This window comes from Heliomarina baculiformis, from assembly GCF_019966545.1.
Lineage (GTDB): Bacteria > Pseudomonadota > Alphaproteobacteria > Rhodobacterales > Rhodobacteraceae > Heliomarina > Heliomarina baculiformis.
In genome coordinates this window covers 64,634-89,137 of the sequence record NZ_JAIMIC010000001.1, presented here as the reverse complement: position 1 = coordinate 89,137, position 24,504 = coordinate 64,634, and the positions used below count along the sequence as shown (strand labels likewise).

General features: G+C 61.1%; 19 protein-coding genes and 1 tRNA gene. 7 read left to right on the top strand and 13 right to left on the bottom strand.

All coding sequences use genetic code 11. From position 1 onward, the window contains the following. The 4 genes from MF268_RS00410 to MF268_RS00395 form a co-directional block, all read right to left on the bottom strand. Complete coding sequence (locus MF268_RS00410) at positions 1–1,056, bottom strand: sugar phosphate isomerase/epimerase family protein (protein WP_238368941.1); 1,056 nt, start codon at positions 1,054–1,056, stop codon at positions 1–3. Next, positions 1,053–2,186 carry a LacI family DNA-binding transcriptional regulator gene (locus tag MF268_RS00405; RefSeq protein WP_238368940.1) on the bottom strand — a complete coding sequence of 378 codons (1,134 nt, stop codon included), beginning with the start codon at positions 2,184–2,186 and terminating at the stop codon, positions 1,053–1,055. The genes MF268_RS00410 and MF268_RS00405 overlap by 4 nt, the downstream gene beginning before the upstream one ends. Before the next feature lie 220 nt (positions 2,187–2,406). After that, a complete protein-coding gene (locus MF268_RS00400; RefSeq protein WP_238368939.1) occupies positions 2,407–3,729 on the bottom strand; it encodes a glutamine synthetase family protein in 1,323 nt (440 codons plus the stop codon). A 284-nt stretch (positions 3,730–4,013) separates the two neighbouring features. Next, positions 4,014–4,103: transfer RNA gene (locus MF268_RS00395), tRNA-Ser, on the bottom strand. Between the two features lie 123 nt (positions 4,104–4,226). Between MF268_RS00395 and MF268_RS00390 the strand changes: the two genes are divergently transcribed. From MF268_RS00390 to MF268_RS00380, 3 genes are read left to right on the top strand one after another with little or no spacing between them, the layout of a single operon-like run. After that, positions 4,227–5,087: a DUF2059 domain-containing protein gene (locus MF268_RS00390; protein ID WP_238368938.1), complete on the top strand. Its 861-nt coding sequence runs from the start codon at positions 4,227–4,229 to the stop codon at positions 5,085–5,087. A 1-nt stretch (position 5,088) separates the two neighbouring features. Beyond that, entirely contained in the window at positions 5,089–5,919 is an 831-nt protein-coding gene (locus tag MF268_RS00385) for a DUF2059 domain-containing protein (RefSeq protein WP_238368937.1), read from the top strand. A 40-nt stretch (positions 5,920–5,959) separates the two neighbouring features. Beyond that, entirely contained in the window at positions 5,960–7,078 is a 1,119-nt protein-coding gene (locus tag MF268_RS00380; RefSeq protein WP_238368936.1) for a pyridoxal phosphate-dependent aminotransferase, read from the top strand. Between the two features lie 2 nt (positions 7,079–7,080). Here the strand turns inward: MF268_RS00380 and MF268_RS00375 are convergent, their stop codons facing one another. Continuing rightward, the gene (locus tag MF268_RS00375) at positions 7,081–9,555 is read right to left on the bottom strand and encodes a penicillin acylase family protein (protein WP_238368935.1); all 2,475 of its coding nucleotides are present in this window, start codon (positions 9,553–9,555) and stop codon (positions 7,081–7,083) included. A 122-nt stretch (positions 9,556–9,677) separates the two neighbouring features. On the opposite strand from MF268_RS00375, the gene MF268_RS00370 reads away from it, so the two are divergent. Both MF268_RS00370 and MF268_RS00365 read left to right on the top strand, forming a co-directional pair. Continuing rightward, positions 9,678–10,550: an NAD(P)-dependent oxidoreductase gene (locus MF268_RS00370; RefSeq protein ID WP_238368934.1), complete on the top strand. Its 873-nt coding sequence runs from the start codon at positions 9,678–9,680 to the stop codon at positions 10,548–10,550. A 132-nt stretch (positions 10,551–10,682) separates the two neighbouring features. Beyond that, on the top strand, positions 10,683–11,306 hold the full coding sequence (locus tag MF268_RS00365) for a hypothetical protein (protein ID WP_238368933.1): 624 nt from the start codon (positions 10,683–10,685) through the stop codon (positions 11,304–11,306). Between the two features lie 70 nt (positions 11,307–11,376). Here the strand turns inward: MF268_RS00365 and MF268_RS00360 are convergent, their stop codons facing one another. From MF268_RS00360 to hemB, 3 genes are all read right to left on the bottom strand, one after another. After that, complete coding sequence (locus MF268_RS00360; RefSeq protein ID WP_238368932.1) at positions 11,377–11,952, bottom strand: lipid-binding SYLF domain-containing protein; 576 nt, start codon at positions 11,950–11,952, stop codon at positions 11,377–11,379. A gap of 155 nt (positions 11,953–12,107) precedes the next feature. Then, positions 12,108–13,637 carry a M10 family metallopeptidase C-terminal domain-containing protein gene (locus tag MF268_RS00355; RefSeq protein ID WP_238368931.1) on the bottom strand — a complete coding sequence of 510 codons (1,530 nt, stop codon included), beginning with the start codon at positions 13,635–13,637 and terminating at the stop codon, positions 12,108–12,110. Between the two features lie 126 nt (positions 13,638–13,763). Next, positions 13,764–14,762, bottom strand: a complete 999-nt coding sequence (hemB, locus tag MF268_RS00350; protein ID WP_238368930.1) for a porphobilinogen synthase — start codon at positions 14,760–14,762, stop codon at positions 13,764–13,766. A gap of 117 nt (positions 14,763–14,879) precedes the next feature. Here hemB and MF268_RS00345 point away from each other — a divergent pair, with 117 nt between their 5' ends. Both MF268_RS00345 and mfd read left to right on the top strand, forming a co-directional pair. Further along, positions 14,880–15,401 (top strand): component of SufBCD complex, encoded by a 522-nt coding sequence (locus tag MF268_RS00345; RefSeq protein ID WP_238368929.1) that lies wholly within the window; start codon positions 14,880–14,882, stop codon positions 15,399–15,401. Positions 15,402–15,431: 30 nt separating this feature from the next. Beyond that, positions 15,432–18,881 (top strand): transcription-repair coupling factor, encoded by a 3,450-nt coding sequence (mfd, locus tag MF268_RS00340; RefSeq protein WP_238368928.1) that lies wholly within the window; start codon positions 15,432–15,434, stop codon positions 18,879–18,881. A gap of 30 nt (positions 18,882–18,911) precedes the next feature. Here mfd and MF268_RS00335 read toward each other — a convergent pair whose 3' ends face one another. The 5 genes from MF268_RS00335 to MF268_RS00315 all read right to left on the bottom strand — a co-directional run bounded on the left by MF268_RS00335 (position 18,912) and on the right by MF268_RS00315 (position 24,429). Next, a complete protein-coding gene (locus MF268_RS00335; protein ID WP_238368927.1) occupies positions 18,912–20,585 on the bottom strand; it encodes a tetratricopeptide repeat protein in 1,674 nt (557 codons plus the stop codon). A 9-nt stretch (positions 20,586–20,594) separates the two neighbouring features. Beyond that, positions 20,595–21,824 (bottom strand): multidrug effflux MFS transporter, encoded by a 1,230-nt coding sequence (locus MF268_RS00330; RefSeq protein WP_238369528.1) that lies wholly within the window; start codon positions 21,822–21,824, stop codon positions 20,595–20,597. A gap of 105 nt (positions 21,825–21,929) precedes the next feature. Next, positions 21,930–22,268 (bottom strand): potassium channel family protein, encoded by a 339-nt coding sequence (locus tag MF268_RS00325; protein WP_238368926.1) that lies wholly within the window; start codon positions 22,266–22,268, stop codon positions 21,930–21,932. Further along, the gene (locus tag MF268_RS00320; RefSeq protein WP_238368925.1) at positions 22,265–22,915 is read right to left on the bottom strand and encodes a DsbA family oxidoreductase; all 651 of its coding nucleotides are present in this window, start codon (positions 22,913–22,915) and stop codon (positions 22,265–22,267) included. Before MF268_RS00320 ends, MF268_RS00325 begins: the two co-directional genes overlap by 4 nt. After that, complete coding sequence (locus MF268_RS00315) at positions 22,912–24,429, bottom strand: class I adenylate-forming enzyme family protein (RefSeq protein WP_238369527.1); 1,518 nt, start codon at positions 24,427–24,429, stop codon at positions 22,912–22,914. Before MF268_RS00315 ends, MF268_RS00320 begins: the two co-directional genes overlap by 4 nt. Between the last annotated feature and the right edge of the window lie 75 nt (positions 24,430–24,504).

The following is a 24,504-nucleotide window of genomic DNA, read 5'->3' as shown; positions in this document are numbered from 1 at the left end:
TCAATCAATCCCCAGCATCTTGCGGTTTGCGGCGTCATCGGTGCCGCCGTCGACGAAATCGTCAAAGGCATGGGGCGTCACGCGAATGATGTGATCCTTGACAAATTGCGCGCCTTCGCGAGCACCGTCCTCGGGGTGTTTGATGGCGCATTCCCATTCGACAACGGCCCAGCCGTCGAAGTCATTGGCCGCCATCTTGGAGAAGACTGCACCGAAATCGACCTGACCGTCGCCAAGGCTGCGGAAGCGTCCGGCCCGGTCGACCCAGGGCTGGTAGCCACCGTAAACACCCTGACGCCCGGTCGGGTTGAACTCGGCATCCTTGACGTGGAACATCTTGATCCGGTCCTTGTAGATGTCGATATTGTCAAGGTAATCAAGGCATTGCAGCACGTAGTGGGACGGGTCGTAAAGCATGTTGCAACGGGCATGACCGTCCAGACGTTCAAGGAACATCTCGAAGGTCACGCCATCATGCAGGTCTTCCATGGGGTGGATTTCATAGCAGACATCGATGCCGCAATCTTCGGCGTGATCCAGGATCGGACGCCAGCGCGCCGCCAGTTCGTCAAAGGCGGTTTCCACCAGCCCGGCGGGGCGCTGCGGGAAGGGATAGATGAACGGCCAGCAGAGACCGCCGGAAAAAGTCACATGCGCATCGACGCCAAGGTGCTTTGATGCGGTCAGCGCTTTTTTGACCTGCTCCGCCGCCCATTCGGCGCGTTCCTTGGGCTTGCCCTGCACTTCGGGGGCGGCGAAGCCGTCGACCCAAGTGTCATAAGCGGGGTGGACGGCAACCAGCTGTCCGAGAATATGTGACGAGAGATCAGTGACTTCGACGCCGTTTTCGCGGGCTTGCCCGGCCCATTCGTCGCAGTAATCCTTGGAGCTTGCCGCCTTGTCGAGGTCGATCAGCCGCGATTCCCAGACCGGCACCTGAACACCCTTGTACCCGGCGTCGGCGGCCCATTTGGTGATCTGGTCCCACGAGTTGAACGGCGCTTCGTCGCTGGCAAACTGGGCGAGGAAAAGGCCGGGGCCCTTGATCGTCTTCATTGGTCTATCTCCTTGAGAATTCGAGATTTTGAGGCATGTCCCGACGCCGTTCTATTGACGGCATGGCCGGGACGCACAAAGGAATCCCTGCCGTGAGGCGGCAGGTTTTCCTTGAAATAAACGGTGGGCAGGATCGGGTCCGTGACATCGGGTATACGCCGGTCGGCAATGCTGCGCAGGCAGCTCAGGGCGTTGGCGATCTCGACTTCGGGGCGCTGGTCGATGATGGCATCGATCACCCCGTCCTCGAGGGCTTCGCGCGCTTGAGGCACGATGTCATGCAGCACAACAATCGGCCGGTTCTGTCCGTCAGGCAGGGAGCGCAGCACGCGCAACAGGCCCGCATTGCCGCCGCCGACGCTGTAAACCGCTGTTATGTCATGAGAATTTTTGAATATTGGTCGAAGCTTGTTCTCGACGATCTCGTGTTCGTCCCGGCCGATGATGACCGGCGCGATATCCAGATCGGGGTAGAGGGACGTCACCGTCTCGCGCATGCCCTCAAGCCGTTCGGCGTGGTCGGGTGCCGAGAGCGCCCCGACGATGGGTAGTACCCGGCCGCACGCGCCACCGTGGCACAGGCCGATCAGACGTCCGGCGGTCTGGCCCGCCACGCGGTTGTCGATCCCGATATAGGCATCGCGCGGCGCGTTCGGCGCGTCCGACACGAGGGTAAGAACGGCAATCCCGGCAGACCGAAGCTCGGCGATCTTCTGGGCGACGATGTCGTCGTCTGTTCCGACAAGCGCGACGCCGTCGATGCCGGTTTGTGAAAGGATATCAAGGCGTTCGCACAAGGCTTCGCCATCAAACGCGGCGATCCCCTCGATGCGCAGGTCGATGCGGTCGGCCAGCAACCTGATGCGTTCGGCTTCGAGAATGGCGCGCAATTGCTGAAAGAACTGGTTGGTGCCGGTCGGTATGATCGCGGCAAAGCGATAGGTCTTGTTCTGGGAAAGGTTTGCCGCCGCTACATTGCGCACATAGCCCAGCTCATCGATGGCTTTGCGCACCCGTATGACGGATTTCTCCGCCACGCCGCCCCGGTCATTCACCACGCGATCGACGGTCGCATAGCTAACGCCCGCGCAACGCGCGACGTCCGACAATGTCGGTAGGCGACTCTGCATGGACTTCCTCCCTGCGCCTAATAAAATGATCAAAATGATGGTCGTCAATCTTTTTTTGAGAGACGTCTATCAAATCGCCCTCTGCCAAAATGCGAGGGAGAACTAACGGCGGGTGAGCCCGGGCGAAATGCCCGGCACAAGCCGTACACCCCCTGTACACCCGCCGTACATCGCAAGGGCACCGGCGGGGCGAAATCAGTTTGGGATTGGGGGAGGGAGGTCAGGCCGTCTCGAGATAGCTCTGGTATTCGAAATCCGTCACATGCTGGGTGAACCGGCGCAGCTCCTGCATCTTGCACTGGGTCAGCATGCGTTTGAGCAACTTTGAATAGACCTGTTCGACGCCGGTGCTGTCCGAGAAGGCCTCGATCGCCGAGGCCCAGTCGAGCGGCAGGTTCTGGAGCCTTTTGGAATAGGCGTCGCCTTCGATCGGTTTCGGCGGCATAGCCTTGGATTCGATGCCCAGCAGCGCACCGCCAAGAATGGAGGCGATGACGAGATAAGGGTTCGCATCCGAACCGGCGACACGGTGCTCGATCCGGCGGGATTTGTTGTCTCCGCCGGGAATGCGGATCGCGGCGGTGCGGTTTTCATAGCCCCAGGCCACCGCCGAGGGCGCATGTGAGCCGGGCAGGAGCCGGCGATAGGAATTCTCATGCGGGGCAAAGATCAGCGTATGATCCTGCATCGTCGAGAGCATCCCGCTAACCGCGTGAAGCATCGTGTCAGTGCCGCGTGCGCCGCCATCATCGAAGACATTGCGCCCTTGTTCGTCTATCAGTGAATAGTGCACATGCAGGCCGCTTCCGGAGCGGTCGCCATAGGGCTTGGCCATGAACGTGGCGCCCATCCCGTGACGCCGCGCGACGCCCTTGACGAGACGTTTGAACAGGACCGCATCATCCGCCGCTTTCAGCGCATCGCTGGAATGCTTGAGGTTGATTTCGAACTGCCCGGCGCCGTTTTCGGAAATGGCCGCATCGGCGGGAATATCCTGCAGCGCGCAGGCATCGTAAACGTCGTCGAGGAATTCTTCGTATTTCTGCAATTCGTCGAGCGAGAGCGCACCGGCGGTTTCCGAACTGCGCCCCGAACGGGGCGCGCGGGGCGCTGAGGGGGCGCTTTCGCTGTCGTCATAGAGGTAGAATTCAAGCTCGGTCGCCACCACCGGCGTCAGGCCGTGCGCCTTGTAGCGCGAGAGGATCTCGGCCAGCGCGCGGCGTGGATCGCCAAGGAAGGGTTTGCCGTTTTCCTCTCGCATCCAGAGTTGCGCAAAGGCGCTTGGGCGCGAGGTCCAGGTGGAGATGCTGACCTTGCGGTCGATCAGGTCGCAAAGCCCGTCGGCATCGCCGGTTTCAAAGACCAGTTCGCTGCCCTCGACATCCTCGCCCCAGATATCGAGACAGAGGATGGACAATGGCATCCGGATTTCACCGCGTCCGATTTTTTCGATCTGGGCGCTTGGGATGCGCTTGCCCCGCATCGCACCGTTGAGGTCGCAGACACAGGCATAGACTGCGTCGAATTCATTTCGCTCTAGCAAGGCGTTATTCCATTTCCGAAGGTTGATCTTTGGCCGCTGCGACCGGTGCGCGACTTTATCCCCGACATGGATTTATTGTCAAAGATGCTGAGCCGAATATGCTTTCGGTCCGAAGTAACCATGGCCCGCGCTGATTGAAGGCGCACAGTGCCGCGCGGAAACGGATTCTTCGAGGCCGCTTAAAGAACTGGTAATTGACACGGCGAGCTGGGACAGACGGACGCAGGGTATTGCGCCGGAACTGATCCGGTGACAGCGGCGATTTGTGCATATGGGCAGGCATATGGCGGAGAGACAGGGATTCGAACCCTGGGACCCCGTGAAGGGTCAACGGTTTTCGAGACCGCCCCGTTCGACCACTCCGGCACCTCTCCGCGGGGGTCTGTGGAGCCTGCGTGTAATCGGTCATGCGGCGGGTGGCAAGGGCGTTTTTTAGGTTTCCGCCGATTGCATTTTTTTTGATTGCCGGTGCCGCGAAATGCCTTACGGTTCACCGCATGATACAGTTTTCGCGCGTACTCGTTTCGCCCCGCCTGCTGCAGATCGCTGCCATTCTTGGTCTCGCGATGATGTGTGTCTTTGTTCAGCCCTCGAATGCGGCCAATCGCGAGCGGGTACAGGCCTTTCTGACGACGACCGGATTTGACGTGGCGCTGGATTCAATCGCGTTTTCCGCCGCTTCGGCCCCGCAGATGCTGGGGGTGGAACCAGACGTCTTTGGGTCGGATTGGAACCGGGTGACGGCACAGGTCTTCAAGCCGGAGATCATGCGCGATATCGCACTTGATATTCTTGAGCAGACGCTGAGTGATGAAAACCTTGATTTTGCGGCGGGGTTCTATGCGACCGATCTGGGGCAGCGGCTGGTCGAGGCCGAGAACGCCTCGCACATGCAGGATGACGATGACGCCAAGATGAAGCAAGGCAACCAAATCCTCGCCGAACTGGCCGAGAATAATCCGGACCGGCTTGAAACGTTGAAGCGGATGAACGCGGCGATATCCTCCGTCGATTCAAGCCTGCGGGCCTTGCAGGAGATTCAGGTACGCTTTCTGATGTCAGCCAGCGCGGCCGGGGTGGTCGAGCTTCAGCTTGATGCGGATGAGTTGCGGGCGATGATCGCGGAAGACGAGGAACGGCTGCGTGTGGTTCTAGAGCAATCGGCCATGTCCGGGTCCGCCTATACTTATCGCGATATTTCGGACGAAGACCTGCTGGCCTATACCGAAACACTGGAAAAGCCGCAGATGCAGGAGGTGTATGAACTGCTGAACGCGGTCCAGTACGAGATCATGGCCAACCGTTTCGAAGTGCTGGCGGCCAAGATGGCCGACCTGCACCCCGGTCAGGACATCTGACATGAAGAGATGGGCCAGACGTTATGTGATCGCCGCGGCGCTGTCGCTTGTCGCGCTTGTTCCGCTTACTGCAAGCGGTGCGGGGGACATAGACGAGCTGAGCGATGTTCTTCTGCTGGATGACGTGATCAAGGTCCTGCGAGTGGAAGGTCTGCGCTATGGCGATGGGCTGAACGACGATCTCCTGTCGGGGACGGGTGGGCGCTATTTCTCGGACAAGGTGAAACGCATCTATGACCCCGAGGCGATGTTGTCCGTGCTCGAAGCGAGCCTTGAAAAGCGCCTGACGGCCGAGGAAACCCGCGCTGCGCTCGATTTCTTTGGCAGCGATGCGGGGCGGCGTATCCTGCAGCTTGAGATCAGCGCCCGGGTGGCGATGGTCGATCCTGCGGTCGATGAACTGGCCGATGCGATCTATGCCGAGGCGGTAGCGGATGAAAACGCCCGGGTCGATGCGATCACCAGCTTTATCGAGATTAACGATTTAAACGAGCGCAACGTGACCGGGGCGCTGAGTTCGAACTATCATTTCTTTAACGGTCTGGTCGAAGGCGGCAGCCACAAGATGAGCGAGGCCGAGATCCTTGACGAGGTCTGGTCTCAGGAAGACGCGATCCGCGCCGACACGCTGGGCTGGCTGCAGAGTTTCCTTTATATGGCCTATGGGCCGCTCAGCGACAGCGAGATGCAGGCCTATCTCGATTTCTCGGAGACCGAGGCGGGGCAGGCGCTGAACGGGGCGTTGTTCGACGGGTTCGATGCGATGTATCGCGAGATATATTTCGCGCTTGGCCTGTCGGTGGCCGAGGCCCTGCAATCGAGCGAATTGTAAGCGTTCCCCGGCTGGGAATGAAGTCTCAAGGTACTGACTGATGCAAAGTGACGAGCAAACCGCCGCGCGGCCGACAACCTATATTGAGGCGATGCCTGTCAGGGGGCGGATATCGCGGGCGCAGCCCAAGGGTCTGCCGATCATCAACCTTGGCTACAACGAACTGCCCTATGGGCCGACACCTGCCGTGGCCGCGGCGATCGAGGCGACCGGGCATCGGGTGAACAGCTATGGCGGCCCCGGCTGTGACGGGCTGCGCTCGGCGCTTGGCAAGACCTACGGGCTGGACCCCGAGAGCCTGATCTGCGGAAATGGCTCAGAAGAACTGCTGGACGTGATCGGGCGCAGCTTTGCGCGGCCGGGGGACGAGATCCTGATTTCCGAGTTCGGCTATATCCAGTTTCAGATGGTCGCGCATCGGGCGGGCGCCGATCTGGTCAAGGCGCCCGAGATCGATTTCACGACCGATGTGGATGGTATCCTTTCCGGGGTCAGCGATTTCACAAAGGTGATCTTTCTGGCCAACCCGAATAACCCGACGGGCACCGTGCTGCCGCTGTCGGAATTGCAGCGGCTGGTGGATACCCTGCGCACCGATGTGGTGCTGGTGATCGACCTTGCCTATGGCGAGTTCACCGGCGAGGACTATTGCAACTCGGTCCATGCGATGGCGCAGGGGCATGACAATGTCATCGTGACGCGCACCTTTTCCAAGGCCTTCGGGCTGGCCGGGCTGCGGGTTGGCTGGGCGCAGGTGCCAGCCTGGATGCTGCCGGGGTTTTATGTCACACGCGGCATGGGCAGCGTGAACAACATGGCGCAGAACGCCGCTATCGCGGCGCTGGAGGACATCGATCTGGTCCGCGAGCGTGTGGCCGAGATCGTGTCCGAGAGGGACCGGGTCGCGCTGGCATTGAAAGACATGGGGGTGAGCGCCACGCCGAGCGGGTCGAATTTCCTGATGGTAACGGTCGACGGGCAGGGGCCGGAGGTGACCGAAGGCTTGGTTGAATACCTGTTCGACGAAGGCGGGTTCGTGGTGAACCGGACCCGCGAGGCGGGTCTGGAGCATTTCATGCGCTTTTGCCTTGGGACGCCCGAACAGAACGACCAGCTGCTTGACTGCGTACAGGCCTTTGTCAGGCAGACCGTGGTCTGAGGTCAGTCCGCCGCCGGAAGCGGCAGCAGATGCGTGACGCCGACGGCAGCAGCGCGGGCGAGATCGAGGTCGAGCGACATCGGGATGTATTCTCCACGACGCCAGAGCTGCGCCATGTCATCGTAGTGGCGTGACAGGAAATGGCCTGACTGCCCGGTCGAGATGATGAAGACGGAACTGTTCGGGTCGGTAAAGTCATAGACACCGCGATAGGCTGCACCGTGCACGTTTTCGAACGGGTTCGGACCGGTGGCCGAGGTCAACCCGCGTTGCAGGGTGTTGTCACCGCCGCTGGTCGATTGGCGGATGTTCACGAAATAGCGCAGCAGGGGCACTTCGCCCAAGACCGGGTGGTCGTGGGTTGCCTGATGCGCGTCGCCCCAGCGCAGGGTTTCCAGCGCGGTGCCGTAATTCTCGCCGATCCAGACCAGCGCGTCGTCCAGCGCAAGACGCGACATCTCGGTGCAGGTTTCGACCGGGGCGCTCTGACGGACATCGCACCAGACCGAAGCACCGTCGACGTCGCGGTAGACACGCTCGATGAAGAGCGGATCGACGCGGTTGAATTCATTGGCGAGGGGCCCAAGTTCGTCGCGGATCAGCCGCTCCTGAAGCGCGCGGACCCATGCGGCATAGATCAGCGGTTCGGGCAGGTGTTCGTTCATCTCGCCGTTCCAGTCGGCCAGAAGGTCAAGTGCGATCTGGCGCTGACGTTCAGGTGTGCCATCGGGTGCCGCCTGACCAGTGTACCAGAGATCGGCGCCGATCAGCGGCAGCAGCGAACGCGCGGTAAAGCTGACCGTATCAAGCTGGGCCTCGATGAAACTGTCACGGGTATGGACCTGCCGTGACTGCATGAGCCGCTGCCAGCGCTTGATACGTTGGGTATCGCCCCATTTGAACGAGATGTGATTAGGGAAGGGACGTTCGACCGTCTTGTTGTTCGTGTTGCCAAGGATTCCGCCGCGCGGGCTGACGAATTCGGGGTTCGAGTCGTAGGGCATCCGGCCCTGCCAGCGGTTCTCGGCGCGCCAGCCCTGGCTTGGGAGGCGGCCCTTGCTTTGATGCCGGGGATCGCGACGGGGATTGGCCCCGATGGTTTTCATCGCGATGGTTTCCTGATCGGCGAGCATCAGGTTCTGCGCCGGGGCGACATAGGCCTCGGCTTTTTCGATGGCCTCGGTCACCGTCGCGGATTTCATGATCCCAATGGCGGCGCTGAGCGTCGTGTCGCGCGGGCTGAGCACGGTCCAGGAGAGCGCCGCAACATGACCGGGGGGCGTGATGGTATCAAGGTTGAACTGGCTGCCGGGCAGGACGGGGCCATTCTCTGTCCAGCGCAGGGTCAGGGTGATCGGCGCCTCATCCTTAATCTCGATGATCGAGGGGCGCTTTTCGAAGGGCTTGTAGCCATCAGGAGTCAGGTATTCCTCGGGGTTGTCCGGGTTCAGCTTTTCGATGAACAGGTCCTGATCGTCGAGATAGGCCGAAGTCAGCCCCCAGCCAAGCCGCGCGCTGCGCCCGGTGAGGACGACGGGAATGCCGGGGATGGTACCTCCGATGACGCCGCCGGTGTCGAGTTCGAGCCGGGCGAGATACCAGATCGAGGGCGCGGAAAAGCCAAGATGCGGGTCGGACGCGAGCAAGGTGCCGCCCGATGCGGACCGCGAGGGCGCGGCGCTCCACGCGTTCGAGGCGCTGGCCAGACCGTTTTCCGGGATCGGTGACAACGGCGAGGCGGGCAGGTCGGACCCTTGGGCATAGCGCGGCAGGCCGGGGAAAAGTTCGGCATACTCGGGCAGTGCGGCGATGCCGCTGCCGGGCACGTCGGGCAGGATGTCTTTCAGCCGGTCCGCGTCATCGAGCATCAGCGAGGTGCGCGCGCGCAGAACCTCGGATTCAAGTTGTACCGAGAGGCGCAGCCCCATCAGCTTGACGATCGCGAGGGAATCGCCCGGCTGCCAGGGCGCGACCGGGGCGTTGAAAATGAACATCTCGGGTGCGCCGCGGCCAAGGGCGCGGTGGTTGATTTCGGCCAGTCGTGCGTTCACGCCGGCCGCGTAGGATCTGAGTGCATCCAGTGTCTCGGCATCCTGCGAGGCGACAGATTGTTGCGCCAGCCGGTAGATGTCGAGCCGCCGGATCAGCCGGTCGATCTTGACCATGCGTGGGCCGAATATCTCGGAAAGCCTCCCCTGCGCGGTACGGCGTAGCATGGTCATCTGCCAGAGCCGGTCCTGTGCATGGGCATATCCCAGCCCGAAATAGACGTCGGGGTCGTTTTCGCCAAGGATATGCGGCACGTTCGAATGATCGCGCACGATCTCGACCGGTGTGGTGATCCCCGGGGTTTCGACGGTGCTGCTGTAATCGGGCAGGGATTGCGAGGCGAGGAAGTAGACCAGCCCGATGCCAAGGGCGATCAGAAAGATCAGGGCAGCGGTAACCCGCAATAACCAGCGAAAGAGAGTCGCCATGACTTACCTGTTGCCTGTTTCTGCTCTAGGAATTCAAAGTGAATGCAGGTTCTTTGCCGCGCCCGCAATGGCTGTTAATGAGAATCCTGATTTTATGTGAAGTTAGCAGGAGGGGAAAGCAAATGGCAAAACTGGCATTCTTGGGGTTGGGAGTGATGGGTGCTCCGATGGCCGGGCACTTGCAGAAGGCCGGCCACGACGTGACGGTTTATAATCGCACTGCAGCCAAGGCGGATAAATGGGTGGAAACCTATGGCGGCGCGATGTCGCCGACGCCGGTAGAGGCGGCCAAGGGCGCCGATTTCGTTTTGTCCTGCGTCGGTAATGACGACGACCTGCGCAGCGTTTGTCTGGGCGAGGAGGGCGCATTCGCCGGGATGGGCAGCGGCACGGTCTTCATCGACCATACCACCGTTTCTGCCAAGGTGACGCGTGAGCTTTATGCCGAGGCGGATGCCAAGCAGATCAGCTTTATCGATGCGCCGATTTCCGGCGGGCAGGCGGGAGCCGAGAATGGCGCATTGTCGATCATGTGCGGGGGCGACGAAGGTGCCTATGAACGCGCCGAGCCGATCATGGAGGTCTATTCCAAGATCTGCCGCCGTATCGGCGAGAGTGGTTCCGGTCAGGTGACCAAGATGTGCAACCAGATCGCAATCGCTGGTTTGGTGCAGGGGTTGTCCGAAGCGTTGCACTTTGCTGAAAAGTCCGGGCTTGACGGTCGCTCGGTCGTCGAGGTGATCAGCCAAGGCGCCGCGGGCAGCTGGCAGATGGCAAATCGGTACGAAACCATGCTGGACGATCAATTTGACCATGGCTTCGCCGTGGACTGGATGCGCAAGGATCTGGGCATCTGTCTTTCGACCGCGGATGAAAATGGCGCGAGCCTGCCGGTGACGGCACTGGTGGACCAGTTCTATAAGGACGTGCAGAAACTTGGCGGCGGGCGCTGGGATACCTCTAGTCTTATCAAGCGTTTGCGTGCTGCGGGGTAGGTTTCTCACGCTTCTGTTATCTGGCGGGGCCAAGGAATTCAGCGGTTTTGGGAACCTTTCGTGATCCGGCGGTGTTGTTGCTCCATACGAGGCGGCAAGCACACCGCCGGAGAGAAACGAAAGGACAACACTATGAAACTCATGATGACCACTGCCATCACCGCTGCCCTGATCGCAACCGGCTCGTTCGCTGAAACCGCCTCGCGCGGCGCAGATAACGTGAAATCTTCCGAAAAAGTCGAAATGGGCACGCCCGTTGACGCAACCGTTGATGCGAATGTCGACAAAGCATCGCGTGGCGACGACGACCTGACTGCCGCGGAAGCCGAAAGTTCCGCAGTTATTGCTGACGACGAAGTTGCTGGCGTTGCAAAGAGCGACGAAGTCGAAAGCCGTGGTGCAGCCGACCTTCAGGGTGAAGAAGTTACCGCTGGCGTCGAAAACGAAGTTTCCACCGGTGAATCCGGTTCGATCGAAGTAAGCGAAGCTACCACGATGTCCGGCAGCACCGACGAAGCACAGGACTCCCAGCGTGGTTCTGACGAAGAGCGCAGCGAAGAAATCGCCGATGGCGACGCGGACGCCGACGTTCTTAAAGCCGAAGATGGTGAACTTGACGCATCGCGTGGTTCCGACCAAGCGCGTGCCACCGAAGAGCCGGGCACTGACGTCTCCGACACCATGACGAGCGACACCGAAACGTCCTCGCGCGGTGCCGACAATGAGCAAGGGTCGGAAGTGACTGCGAACGACTAATTTCTAATTCATTAGAATCAAACAATGCCGGACCGAAAGGTCCGGCATTTTTCGTTTGTGGATCCGAATATCAGGGGATGATGCGCGTGTATTTGGTGCCTTCGAGCGTTGCACCGATGCGCAGCCCTGCGCGACCAAAGACAGCGGCCAGAACGGGGGAACGCAGTGTCGTGGTGTCGGCCGCGACCGAGTCCCCCTGATCGCGTACCACGTATTCGATATCGCCACCGGCGGCCCAGCCGGACGAGCGGCGGAATTCGGACAGCGCGTCATCGGTCATGAAGAACAGCACATGTGCGTATTGCTGCGCACCGATCTGCAGGCCCGCGCTCGCCTTGGCGGTCGAATAGTAATCCACAGTGACACCGTTGACGCGGAGCGCGCCGCGCCCATAGGCGCCGCCCAGCCAGAAACCGGCCTCGGTGACCAGCGGCATGACCAGCATGCCCGACGCCTTTTCCGAAAGCGAAACCGTGTTGGGGTAGACGCTGTACATTTCGTTGAGCGTCGCGTTCACGCGCGCGTCGATCTGGTTCGCGCCGTTGCTTCCTACACCGTTGCCGCAGGCTGCGGTGACCGTCAGGCCCGAGAGCGCTGATAAGGTAAAGGCCCGGCGCGACAGCCGGGACGTATTCTGATTTTTCATGACTATGTCTGCCTGTAATGCTGCACGATCTGGGCGGTTAATCCGTCCTTGACCTGTGATATACGCGGAAGTTTGCCATATGTCACGTCACATGGGCGCATATTGCGCGGGAAATCGCTGTGACCCGCTATCTATAGTAGCCGTTGAGGTGGCGATCAGAACAGGAAATCGCCGTCGCCGAAGGCGTCAGTTCTCAGCAGATCGACCTGCATGTCGGCGGAGCCATCGCCGTCGATGTCGATAAAAACGCTGAACGACTTTTTTCCCGTGTCCTCGTAATCGACCGAGGCGGCGGACAGGGCGGTGAAATCCATCATGTCCTCGCCGCTGGAGAAGTTGATGATGCGGTCTACAGATTTGCGCGTGGTGCCGCTGTCGTCGGGTGTCAGAAACAGGAAGGTGTCCGCGCCTTTCATGCCGATCATTTTGTCGCGGCCCGCGTTGCCGATCAGCGTGTCATCGCCGTTGCCGCCGCGCAGAACGTCGCGGCCATTTCCGCCGATGAGGGTATCCTTGCCGCCGCCGCCGATCAGCTTGTCGCGGGCATTGCCACCGTCGAGAATATCTCTGCCGCCGTTGCCGATCAGCTTGTCGCGCCCGTCTAAACCAAAGAGTTCGTCCTTGCCCGAGTTGCCCTTGAGCCGGTTATCGGCGCTGTTGCCAGAGATCGTGTCGTCGCCACGGCCGCCGATGGCGTTTTCGATCAGCGACCGGTCATCGCCGTCGTATTGCAGTGCATTATAGATGTTTCCGGAGGCGTAATTGCCATTGCCCAGCCCCGCAGCCTGATCGAGGCTGAACAGGGAATGCCCGCCGGGCGCGAGATCGACGTCGACCGGCTTGCGATAGGCGCTGAGGTCGTAGGTGTCGGTGCCGTTGCCGTCCCAGATGGTGGCAAAGATCTTATTCGTGGCCGGTGCGATCGCTGCCTTGCCGTCGATCATGGTCTCGCCCTTTTCGGGGTCCCAGCGATAGACCGTGTCCCCGGCATTGGCGTCGAAATCCGCGCCATAAAGGTGCTGAAGCGCGGCAATGTCGAGCATCATCCAGCTTTGCGCGTAACCGTCGCTGTGATTGTAATAGCGAAGCGCGTCGGCGCCCTCGTAAGAGCGGTAAGTCATGATGGAGTATTCCATCGTGTCATATTCCGTGGGGACCGTGCCATGCGCTGTTTCGGAATGGCCGTGATCGAGGCCCAGCACATGTCCGAGTTCATGTTGCAGGATGACATGGGCATACTGGCCCGGCGCCTGATCCGCGTAGTTATAAACCTTGTTGGTCAGCCAGACATCGCCCGCCGTCGCGCTGGTCGAGGGAAAATAGCCCCAGGCGGTGTTGAAATTATAAGGGTCTTCCGAGGTCTGGGCCACGTTGATATGAGCCGAGCCGTCGGAAACGGTCTGGATGATTTCAAGCTGGGTAAAACCGCTGACCGCGAAACCGGCCTGTTCGGCGAGACCGTTGTCGGCATCGAGCGCATAGGCCACGACGGATTGCATGTCTCCGGATGCAGAAAAGATGCCCTCGGCCTCGCCCGCGCCATAGGGCGCGGCCGCCAGCGACATGCCGGCGGGGAAGGCGTAGGTCACCTTGTTATCGGCCCACGCGGATTCATAGAGAAGCCCGTCGATCCGGGCATCCCCACTGGCCAATACTGAAATAATGGAGTGACCCAATCCGCTCATACTGTGAACCTAGTTACGACATACTTTCTCCTTAATCGATTTAAATTGTGTTTTGTTTGTGGCAATAGGTAATGCTGACGTGGACAGTTTGTTTCTAATCACATCATTGCTGGCGAAAATAAGGCGCTAGGTATTGAGGATGCGCGCCGCTTCGGGGGCGAAATATGTCAAGACGCCGTCACAGCCTGCGCGTTTGAAGCCGATGAGGCTTTCCATCATGATCTTTTCGCCGTCGATCCAGCCGTTCTGCGCGGCGGCCTTGATCATCGCGTATTCTCCGCTGACCTGATAGGCAAAGGTCGGGACGCCGAACATGTCCTTGGCGCGGCGGCAGATATCAAGATAGGGGGTGCCGGGCTTGACCATGACCATGTCGGCACCTTCGTTCAGGTCGCGCTGGATCAGGCGCATGGCCTCGTCGGAATTCGCCACGTCCATCTGGTAGGTCTTCTTGTCGCCGGTCAGCGCGCCGCTTGCTCCGACTGCGTCCCGGAATGGCCCGTAATAGGCGCTGGCGTATTTCGCGCTGTAGCTGAGGATCGTAACGTTCTGATGCCCTTCGCTTTCCAACGCGCCGCGCATCGCGCCGATACGCCCGTCCATCATGTCCGAAGGGCCGATGATATCGGCACCGGCTTCGGCCTGGGCAAGTGTCATCTTGACCAGCGCCTCGACCGTGCGGTCGTTGACGATCTGGCCGTCGACCACGAAACCGTCATGGCCGTTGATATTATACGGGTCGAGCGCCACGTCGGTCATCACCGCCATCTCTGGGACGGTTTCTTTCACGGCGCGGATCGCCCTGTTGGCGATATTGTCGGGGTTCCACGCCTCGGCGCAGTCTTCGGTGCGGGCCTCGAGCGGGGTATAGGGAAAGATGCAGATCGCGGAGACACCCAGATCATAGGCTTCGCGGGCGGCTTCGGCAATCTTGTCGACGCTGCGGCGGAACACGCCCGGCATCGACGCGACCGGCTCGACCTCACCCTTGCCTTCGCGCACGAAGACCGGCCAGATCAGGTCGTCCGATGACAGAAGCGTTTCGCGCACGAGACCGCGGAGAGCGGGAGATTGTCGCACCCGACGGAAACGGGCGGTTGGAAAGGCGGCGGCAACGGGTTTCATGGCAGGGTCTCCTTGCACAATTTGCTATTGGGTGGCATGGATTGCCGACCCCCCACAAGGGAAACAGCGGGGGCGAACCCGAGGCCGGGCAAGAAATCGAAGAAAAGGGCGATACGATTGGATTGGTACACCTCGATATTCGAGCTGATCGATATGCGATCCTTTTCAAATCTCTGGTTCTGGATCGCCCTTGCCGTCGTCTGGTCCACAACGAGCCACTGGGTGCTTGGCGTGCCCTATGACATGGTCACGCGTGCCCGTCGCCATCAGGGTCAGGCGGTCGCGGATCTTGAGGATATTGCCCGCGTCAACGTCAACCGGCTGCTTTACATCGCGCGTGTTTCGGGGCTCTGGCTGCTTGGTCTTGGCTGCTTTATCCTGTCGGGCCTCGCGGTGCTGGGGTTCTACTACCGTATCGAATTCGCGCAGGCGCTGTTCCTTCTGGGCTTTCCCATGTCCTTGGTCGGGCTGCTGAGCCTGTCGACGGCCCGTCTGATCGAGGTGGAACAATCCACAGGAGAATTGCTCTGCAAGCGTCTGACAAGGCACAGAATTTATACGCAGATGATCGGCACGCTTTCGATTTTCGTAACTGCCCTGTGGGGCATGTACCAGAATATTTCCATCGGCGTGCTCTGATCCGGCGTCGCAACCAGCACAGGCAGATCCATGTCGTCACCTGACCATATCACAGTGAGCGGCGCGCCCGAAGGTTTCGACGCGCGTCTGATCCTTGACGAAATCGCGCGCAAGAACCGGCCCGTCATGCATGTGGCCCGCGACGACAAGCGGCTTGCGGCGATGGCCTCGGCGCTGGCTTTTTACGCGCCGGACATGCCGGTGCTGACGTTTCCAAGCTGGGATTGCCTGCCCTATGACCGTGTTTCGCCCAATGCCGATATTTCGGCGGCGCGCATGGCGACACTGGCGGCGCTGGTGCACCAGCTGCCCAAGCAGTTTGTCCTGCTGACGACGCTGAATGCGGCCACCCAGCGGGTGCCAGCGCGTTCGGTCCTGCGCGAGGCGGCGTTTTCGGCGCGGGTCGGTGACCGGATCGACGAAGAAGGATTGCGCAATTTCCTTGTGCGCATGGGGTTCACCCAAAGCCCGACCGTGATGGAGCCGGGCGATTATGCGATCCGCGGCGGCATCATCGACATCTATCCGCCGGGCGAGAGCGGTCCGGTGCGGCTTGACCTATTTGGCGACGTGCTCGACGGGGCGCGCCGCTTTGATCCGGCGAGCCAGCGCACGACGGAAAAGCTCGATGTGATCGAACTCGCGCCCGTGTCCGAGGTGATCCTTGATGAGGCGGCGATCACCCGGTTCCGTCAGAGCTATCGCATCGAATTCGGCGCGGCGGGAACGGACGATCCGCTCTACGAGGCGGTCAGCGCCGGGCGCAAGCATCAGGGCATCGAACACTGGCTGCCGTTCTTCCACGAAAAGCTGGAAACCCTGTTCGATTACCTGCCGGATACGTCGATCACGCTGGATGAACAGTCAACCCCCAGCCGTCTGGCCCGGTGGGAAAGCATCGCGGACCAGTATGAAACGCGCAAACTGGCGATGCAGCAGAAATCCCGGCTCGACAGCGTTTACAAACCGGCGCCACCGGATCTACTCTATCTGGACGACGCGGCGTGGACCAAGGCTGTCGCCAGCCATCGCGTGCTGCAATTCGCGGCGCTGCCGCAGGCGACCGGGCCGGGCGTGATCGACGCCGGCGGACGGATCGGTCGCAATTTTGCGCCCGAGCGCCAGCAAGAACACGTTTCGGTCTTCGAGGCGCTGGCGGCTCATATCAAAGCGCGCATGGCGCATGGGCCGGTGGTAGTCGCGTCCTATTCTGAAGGTGCGCGGGAGCGCCTGACCGGCCTGATCGAGGACGAAGGTCTGGTCGAGGTCATCCCGATCCCGAACGGCACGCGTATTGGCAAGAATGGCCTGCACCTTGCGGTCTGGCCGCTGGATCATGGGTTCGAGACCGAAGGGCTGACGGTCATCTCCGAGCAGGATGTGCTGGGCGACCGGCTGATCCGCACGGCCCGCAGGAAGCGCAAGGCCGAGAATTTCCTGACGGAAACCCAGAGCCTCGTGCCCGGCGATCTGGTCGTGCATGTGGACCACGGGATCGGGCGCTATCAGGGGCTTGAGGTGATCACGGCGGCGGGCGCGGCCCATGAATGCCTGCTGCTGGAATATGCCGAAAACGCAAGGCTTTACCTGCCGGTCGAGAATATCGAGCTGCTGTCGAAATACGGTCACGAAGAGGGGCTTCTCGACCGGTTGGGCGGCGGCGCATGGCAGGCCAAGAAAGCGCGGCTCAAGGAACGTATCCGCGAGATGGCCGACCGGCTGATCCGCGTCGCGGCAGAACGGGCACTGCGCACCGCTCCGGTGCTTGAGCCGGAACATCACGCCTGGGAGGCATTCTCCGCGCGCTTTCCTTACGAGGAAACCGATGACCAGCTGCGCGCCATCGGCGATGTGCTCGACGACATGGGCTCGGGACAGCCGATGGACCGGCTGATCTGCGGCGACGTGGGTTTCGGCAAGACCGAGGTCGCGATGCGCGCCGCCTTTGTCGCGGCCATGTCTGGCACGCAGGTGGCGTTGATCGCCCCCACGACGCTTTTGGCGCGGCAGCATTATGCAAGTTTTGCCAAGCGTTTCCGGGGCTTTCCGCTGAACGTGCGTCAGCTTAGCCGGTTCGTGAGCGCCAAGGAGGCGCAGGCCACGCGCGACGGGATTGCGCGGGGCACCGTGGACATCGTGATCGGCACCCATGCGCTTTTGGCCAAGGGGATCCGGTTTCAGAACCTCGGGCTGCTGATCATAGACGAGGAACAGCATTTCGGCGTGTCCCACAAGGAACGACTGAAGCAACTCCGCACCGATATTCACGTTCTGACGCTGACCGCGACGCCGATTCCACGGACGCTGCAACTGTCGCTTTCGGGCGTGCGGGACCTGTCGATTATCGGCACGCCGCCGGTGGACCGGCTGGCGATCCGCACCTATGTGAGCGAATTCGACGCGGTGACGATCCGCGAGGCGCTGTTGCGCGAACATTACCGGGGCGGGCAGAGTTTTTACGTGGTGCCGCGCATATCGGACCTGCCCGAGATCGAGGAATTCCTCAAGGAGCAGGTGCCTGAGGTTAGCTATATTGTGGCTAACGGGCAGATGGCGGCCGGCGATCTCGATGACCGGATGAATGCCTTTTACGACGGCAAGTACGATGTGCTGCTGGCGACGACCATAGTGGAATCCGGTCTGGATATCCCGACGGCCAACACGATGATCATCCATCGCGCGGATATGTTCGGACTGGCGCAGCTTTACCAGATCCGGGGACGGGTGGGGCGCTCGAAAACCCGCGCCTATGCCTACCTGACGACGAAACCACGCGAAAAGCTCACCGCCACCGCCGAAAAGCGTCTGCGCGTTCTCGGCAGTCTCGACACGCTGGGCGCGGGCTTTACCCTTGCCAGCCAGGATCTCGACATTCGGGGCGCGGGGAACCTGTTGGGTGAGGAACAGTCCGGCCAGATGCGCGACGTAGGCTATGAACTGTACCAATCGATGCTGGAAGAGGCGATTGCCAAGATCCGGGCCGGGGAAATCGACGGGCTTTCGGAAATTGACGAGCAGTGGGCGCCGCAGATCAACCTTGGCGTTGCGGTGCTGATCCCCGAGGATTACGTGCCGGATCTCGATGTGCGTCTGGGGCTTTACCGTCGGTTGTCCTCGCTCAGCACCAAGGTCGAGCTTGAAGGGTTTGCGGCGGAACTGATCGACCGGTTCGGCAAGCTGCCGCGCGAGGTGAATACGCTGTTGCTGGTGGTTCGGATCAAGGCGATGTGCAAACGCGCCGGGATCGCCAAGCTGGACGGCGGGCCCAAGGGAGCCACTATCCAGTTCCACAATGACAAATTCTCCGCGCCCGAAGGGCTGGTCGAATTTATTCAGGACCAGCGGGGCATGGCCAAGGTCAAGGATAACAAGATCGTGGTGCGCCGGGACTGGACCAAGGAAAGCGACAAGATCAAGGGCGCCTATGCGATCGCGCGCGACCTGGCGATGAAGGTCAAGGAGAAGAAGTCCAAGGCCTGATCCGGGGCCAAGAAAATTCTGGTCAGAATTTTAGGCGGGTATGGCCATGGCGGCCTGCGCGCAGAAACAGGATGCCCCGACACGCCGGTCGGCACGGGCCAGCGCGAGGTCCAGCCGCTGGCGGATCTGCACGATCTCGACCGTCTCTCCGCGCGCTTTCAGACAGTCGTACAAGCCTTTGAGGCTCCAGACATTATCCGGATGCACTGTGGCGCGGCTCAGCTGTCCGCCAAGTCCGAGATCCTCACGGTAGGCCTTCTCCGCCTCGGCCACATGACCCTGTTCGAAAAGCAGCGCGCCAAGCGCATGGCGTACGGGCTGCATCCAGCCCCAGGGTTCGTCATAGGGCAGGTTGTCTTCAAGCTCGATGGCCTTGCGCAGGAAGGCATAGGCCGCGTCGAACTCTGACTTGCGATAGGCAATTTCCCCACGCAGCATCGCCTTGGCAATCTCCATGAGGTCGACAACGCGATTATTGTGCATCAGGCGGGAGTCGGGGATCCGCGCGGCGGCGTCCAGGAACACCTGCTCCTCGGCCTCTGCCTCGGCCACGCGGCCCAGGGCGGCAAAAGCCAGTGCGCGGCCGTAATGCACGGTTGCAATGCAGGTCTGCCAGATCTCGCAATCTTCGGGCGGCTTCATCGCGATCAGCTCTTCCCAGCGGCCGAAGCGGATGAGGATATGCGGCTCCATCGCCATGTAGCTTTCAAAGAAATCGGCCATGGGCGGGGATTCGACGCGCAGCAACTCTTCGGGTGTGGTGGCGAGCAAGCCGCGATTGGCTTCGAGCGCCGGTTCCATCTGGCCAAGGAACAGCGCGCCGTAAATGACGAAGTGGTAGTCGTGTTGGCGATAGCCGGTGTAGATGTTGAAGGCGCCTTCGCGGTTGAAATACTTCAGGTCGGCCTCGATGGCCTTTTGGTTCCAGAAGACCACGTCCTTGTAATGGCCGCAGAGCACGTCGATATGGGTCGGCATATGCACCAGATGGCCCGCGTCGGGCACCAGCGTGCGCAGGATATCCCCCGCGGACAAAGCCTTTTCCGGGAAGGGCGACATTTCCATCAGGTGCACGTAGAGGTGCAGCAGCCCCGGGTGCTCCATGGTGCCGGGATGATTGGCCAACGCGTCCTCGAGCACCGCCTGCGCCTTTTCCGTTTCGGCCCCCGGGGCCGGGCAGGCATTGGCGAGGTCCCACATCTGCCAGGGCGTGAGATTCATCAGCGACTCGACATAGATCGACCGGATATCGGGCTGGTCGGGCATCGCCGCATGGACCTTTGCCATCTCATCGGCAAAGTCGTGGTTCCAAGCCTCCATATCCTCGACAGGGTCGCGTTCAGGATAGCGGGCGGCAAGCGCGGAGATCAGCGCCTTTTCATGGGCGGGGCCGTCCTTGCAGAGCTCCAGCGCGACTTGCGTGGCGTCATAGGCGATGGCCAGCGCCTCTGCCCTGGATTTCTCATCGAAAAGCTCCCATGGCATGTTGTAATTGGGCCCCGTGGCATAGGCGACGCCCCAGTGCGCCATGGCGCAGCCCGGATCATGGGCGATGGCTTTCTTGAAACAGACGACGGCTTCCTCGTGGTTGAAGCCGTAGGTCCAGTTCAGGCCCCGATCGAACCATCGCTGCGCCTCGGGTGTCGCCGCGCGGACCGGCAGGCTGTAAGTTCCGAGATCGTAACCGTAATCTTCATCGGTCATGGTCAATCCTCACGCCTTTTGCGCATGTTCCGCCATGGGTGGCTTTGCTGTCAATGTTCTTTCCAGCTTGCTCATGCGCAGCATCAGCAGGAACCCAAGCGTCGAGAGCACGAAAATTCCCAGCGCCAGCGGCAGGATGGAGCCGTTGAACATCAGGCCGATAGGCGAGGCGATGATAGATCCGAGCACGGTCGAAATTGCCCCGATGACCGAGGCGGCCATGCCCGCGATATGGCCCATCGGCTCCATCGCCAGCGCGTTCAGGTTGCCCATCGCGGTGCCGACCATGAAGAACACGGTTGCCTGCCAAAACACGAAAAAGCCGAAGGCGACGGATTCCGGCAGGTCGAGCCCGTATTCAACGATCATCACGATGGACATCAGGATTTCGACGGCTAGCGTCCATGTGACCAGCTTGCGCATGCCAAGCCGTTCCACCAGCGAGGCGTTGAGGATGCTCGCGCAACCCGCAACCAACGCGACACCGGCGAACCAGAAGGGGAATTCGTCGTTGCGGTTGTAGATCAGGTCATAGACCGGCTGAACCGAGGCGATCATCGCGAACATCATCGAAAGGCAGAGCGTCTGGACGACGATCGACAGCCGCACCATCGGATGCGAGACCATTTCGCGCACGGCGCCGAACATCAGGGGCAGACGCATCGGGCGGCGTGCTTCGGGGGGCAAGGATTCCGGCAGGCGGATCAGCAGCCATGTGACAGAAACTGCCGAGAAAAGCACAAAAGCCCCGAAGATCGCGCGCCAGTTGAACAGGTAGATGATGCCGGTGCCGATCATCGGGGCGAGCGCGGGAAAGATCACAAAGATCGACATGGCGATAGAGAGCATCCGCGCCATGACGCGCCCGCTGTACATGTCCCGCATGATCGCCATGGCTACGACCCGCGGACCGGCAGCGCCGATGCCCTGCAACAGCCGCGCGGCGACCACCAGTTCAAGCGATTCAGCCGTGCCGGCCACGGCCGCGCCGACGATATATACGGCCGCGCCCCCGACAATCACCGGCTTGCGGCCCATCGCATCGGACATCGGGCCGACAAAAAAAGTGCCGATCCCCATGCCAGCCAAGAATGCGGTAATGATCAGCGTGGCGCGGTTGGGATCAAGCGGGCTGAGTTCTTCACTGATCTCGGGCAGCGCCGGGAGCATGGCATCGACGGAGAAAGCGATAGTTGCAAACATCATCGCGATCAGCGCGATGAATTCTGGCCGTGACATGCGGGACATGGGTGACTCCTTCAGGTACGTGCCGGTAGCATGTAATTTCGAGGGGGACCATATGGCCGGCGGGGCAATTCTGCGTGTCCGTGCGGAAAAGTTTTCTTAACCCCGGTCGGTGTCGTCGTTTTCGGCGATTTCGATGTTTTTCGACGACAGCTTGTTGCGACGGCGGCGCGTCCGGATCAGCATGTGGTATTCCGCGAATTGCTGGATCGCCATCGCGAAAATCCCAAGGCCGAAAAAGATAATGACCGTGGTGCCGATCTTGCCGACGGGCGTCTGCGGCACCAGTTCACCGTAGCCGACCGTGGAAATGGTGACGACGGTGAAGAAATAGGAATCGAGCCAGCTCCAGCTTTCGATGAAGTGAAAAAAGACCGTGCCCGCCGCCACAACTGTCGTCAGACTTACGATCAGTGTGGCGGCACTGATCGGTCTCATGCGTCGAGCTGTTCCTTAAGTTCCGAGATGACGTTCTGCCAGAGATCCGGCGGCTGGGCGCCCGGAACCGCGTGTTTGCCTGCCACGATAAAGGTGGGCACCGAGGTGACGCCCATCGAGCGTGCCTCGCTGTCGCGGCGCGAGATGTCATCGCGGTCGGCGTCGGATGCCAGCAGCTTGCTTACGACCGAGGCGTCCATGCCGATCATGTCGGCGATATCGCTCAGAACTTCGGCATCTCCGATATCGCGGCCTTCGACGAAATAGGCGTTGAATAGCGCGTTGACCGCCTCGTTCTGTTTGCGCTCGATCCCTGCCCAGTGGATCAGCCGGTGCGCATCCAGCGTGTTGGGGGTACGTGCGATACCTTCGAAATTAATGTTCAGCCCTGCTTTTTCCGCATGCTCCACGACGGGCGCATAGGCCTTGATTGCACCTTCCTTGCCGCCGAACTTGGCTTCGAGATAGGCGCGCCGGTCCATGCCTTCGGCTGGCATCTCGGGGTTAAGCTGGAACGGGTGCCACTGGATCACAAAGGGATGATCGGGCGTTGCCGCCAGAGCCGTCTCGAGATGGGCCTTGCCGATATAGCACCAAGGGCAGATCGGGTCGGACAGGATGTCGAGGGCAACTGTTTTTTCACTCATGAGGCAGTGCTTTCAAAATACGGTTTCAGGGCGCGACGCAGCAATTTGCCATTCGCCCCGGTGGGCATTTCAGGCAGGTAAACAAAGGCACGGGGTTGTTTATAGCGCGCAAGCGTCTGTTCTGCAAAGTCACGCAGCGCTTGTTCGTCGATCTCGGCGGGGCCTGCGTAGAATGCCACGATGATGCGGGTATCCTGCTTGATCTCGACATCCGTGACGCCGACCATGTCGATGCCGGGAAAACCGGTCAGCGCCGCTTCGACTTCGAGCGGAGAGACCCGGTAGCCGCCCGCGTTCATCATGTCGTCGTCGCGACCCAGATAGGTGATCTGCCCGTCCGCAGCCATTGCGCCCTGATCACCGGTCAGGAACCAGTCACCCTGCATGCGAGCCTCGGTTTCTTCCGGAGCGTTCAGGTATCCGAGCATCAGACCGGGGTCGCTGCGGTGAACGGCAATGGTGCCCGGCGCGCCCTGATCCACCGGCCCGCCGGGGCCGAGGATGGCGACCTTGCGCCCCTGTTGAGGCTGGCCAAGCGCCTGTCCGCGAGCCGGATGATCGGGACTTGATGAGATGAAGGTCGAACATTCCGACATGCCGTAGGCCTCGTAGAGCCCGCATCCGGTGGCACTCGTCCAGGCGGCGGACAAGCTGGGTGAGAGCTTTTCTCCAGCGCTTAGCCCGTGGCGCAATTCTGGCAGGTTCAGCGGCGCGTTGTCCTTGAGGAACTTGCGGTAAACGCCCGGCGCGGCTGCAAAAATACTCGCTTTGTGGTGGCGCAGACGCAACGGCAGATGGGCCGGATCGGTGCCGGGTTCGGGGATCAAAGCGGTCGCGCCAATGGTCCAGGGGTCCATCAGCCCGGTGCCAAGCGTATAGGTCCAGTTGAACGCGCCCGCATGCAGCAGCCGGTCATCCTCGCGCAGGGCATACCAGCCATCATGCATCATCTTTCGAGCCCAGATCGCGCGATGGGCATGGGCCACGGCGCGGGGATTGCCCGAGGTGCCGGAGGTATAGACGATATAGCCAAGCCGCTCTGGATCGCCCATCGCATAGGCGCAGGGCGGCAGGTCCCGCATCTCGCGCAACCCGTCGAGCGTGATGCGGTTGGGGTGCGGCGGACAGGCGACCTCGGGGTCCAGCAGGATGGCCGCCGGTTTCAGGTCATCGACGATCTTCTGCGTCTCGCGCTCGGTCAGTTGCGACGAGGTCGGCACCGGGATGATCCCGGCGGCAATCGCGCCAAGGTAGGCAATCGGGAAATCGAACGTATTGCCCAGCCGCATGAGAACGATATCACCGGGTGCGATGCCAGCCTCAAGCAGGCCGGTGCCGGTGCCGCGCACGGCGGCTTCGAGCGCGCCATATGTCCAGTCAGTCGATCGGGCGGGCCCCAGCACCGAAAGCGCGACCTTGTCCGCCAGTTTGGGTGCGCGGGCCAGCACATGGGCGGCCATGTTGAAAGGAGCGGGGCAGGGCGCAAAGGCGCCTTTGTCGAAAATCGAAAGCATGGCGCTGGCTAGCCCGGTGCCTGCGGGCATGCAAGCGCCGTTGCAAGCCTTTGATCGCAGGCCTATAGCATTTCC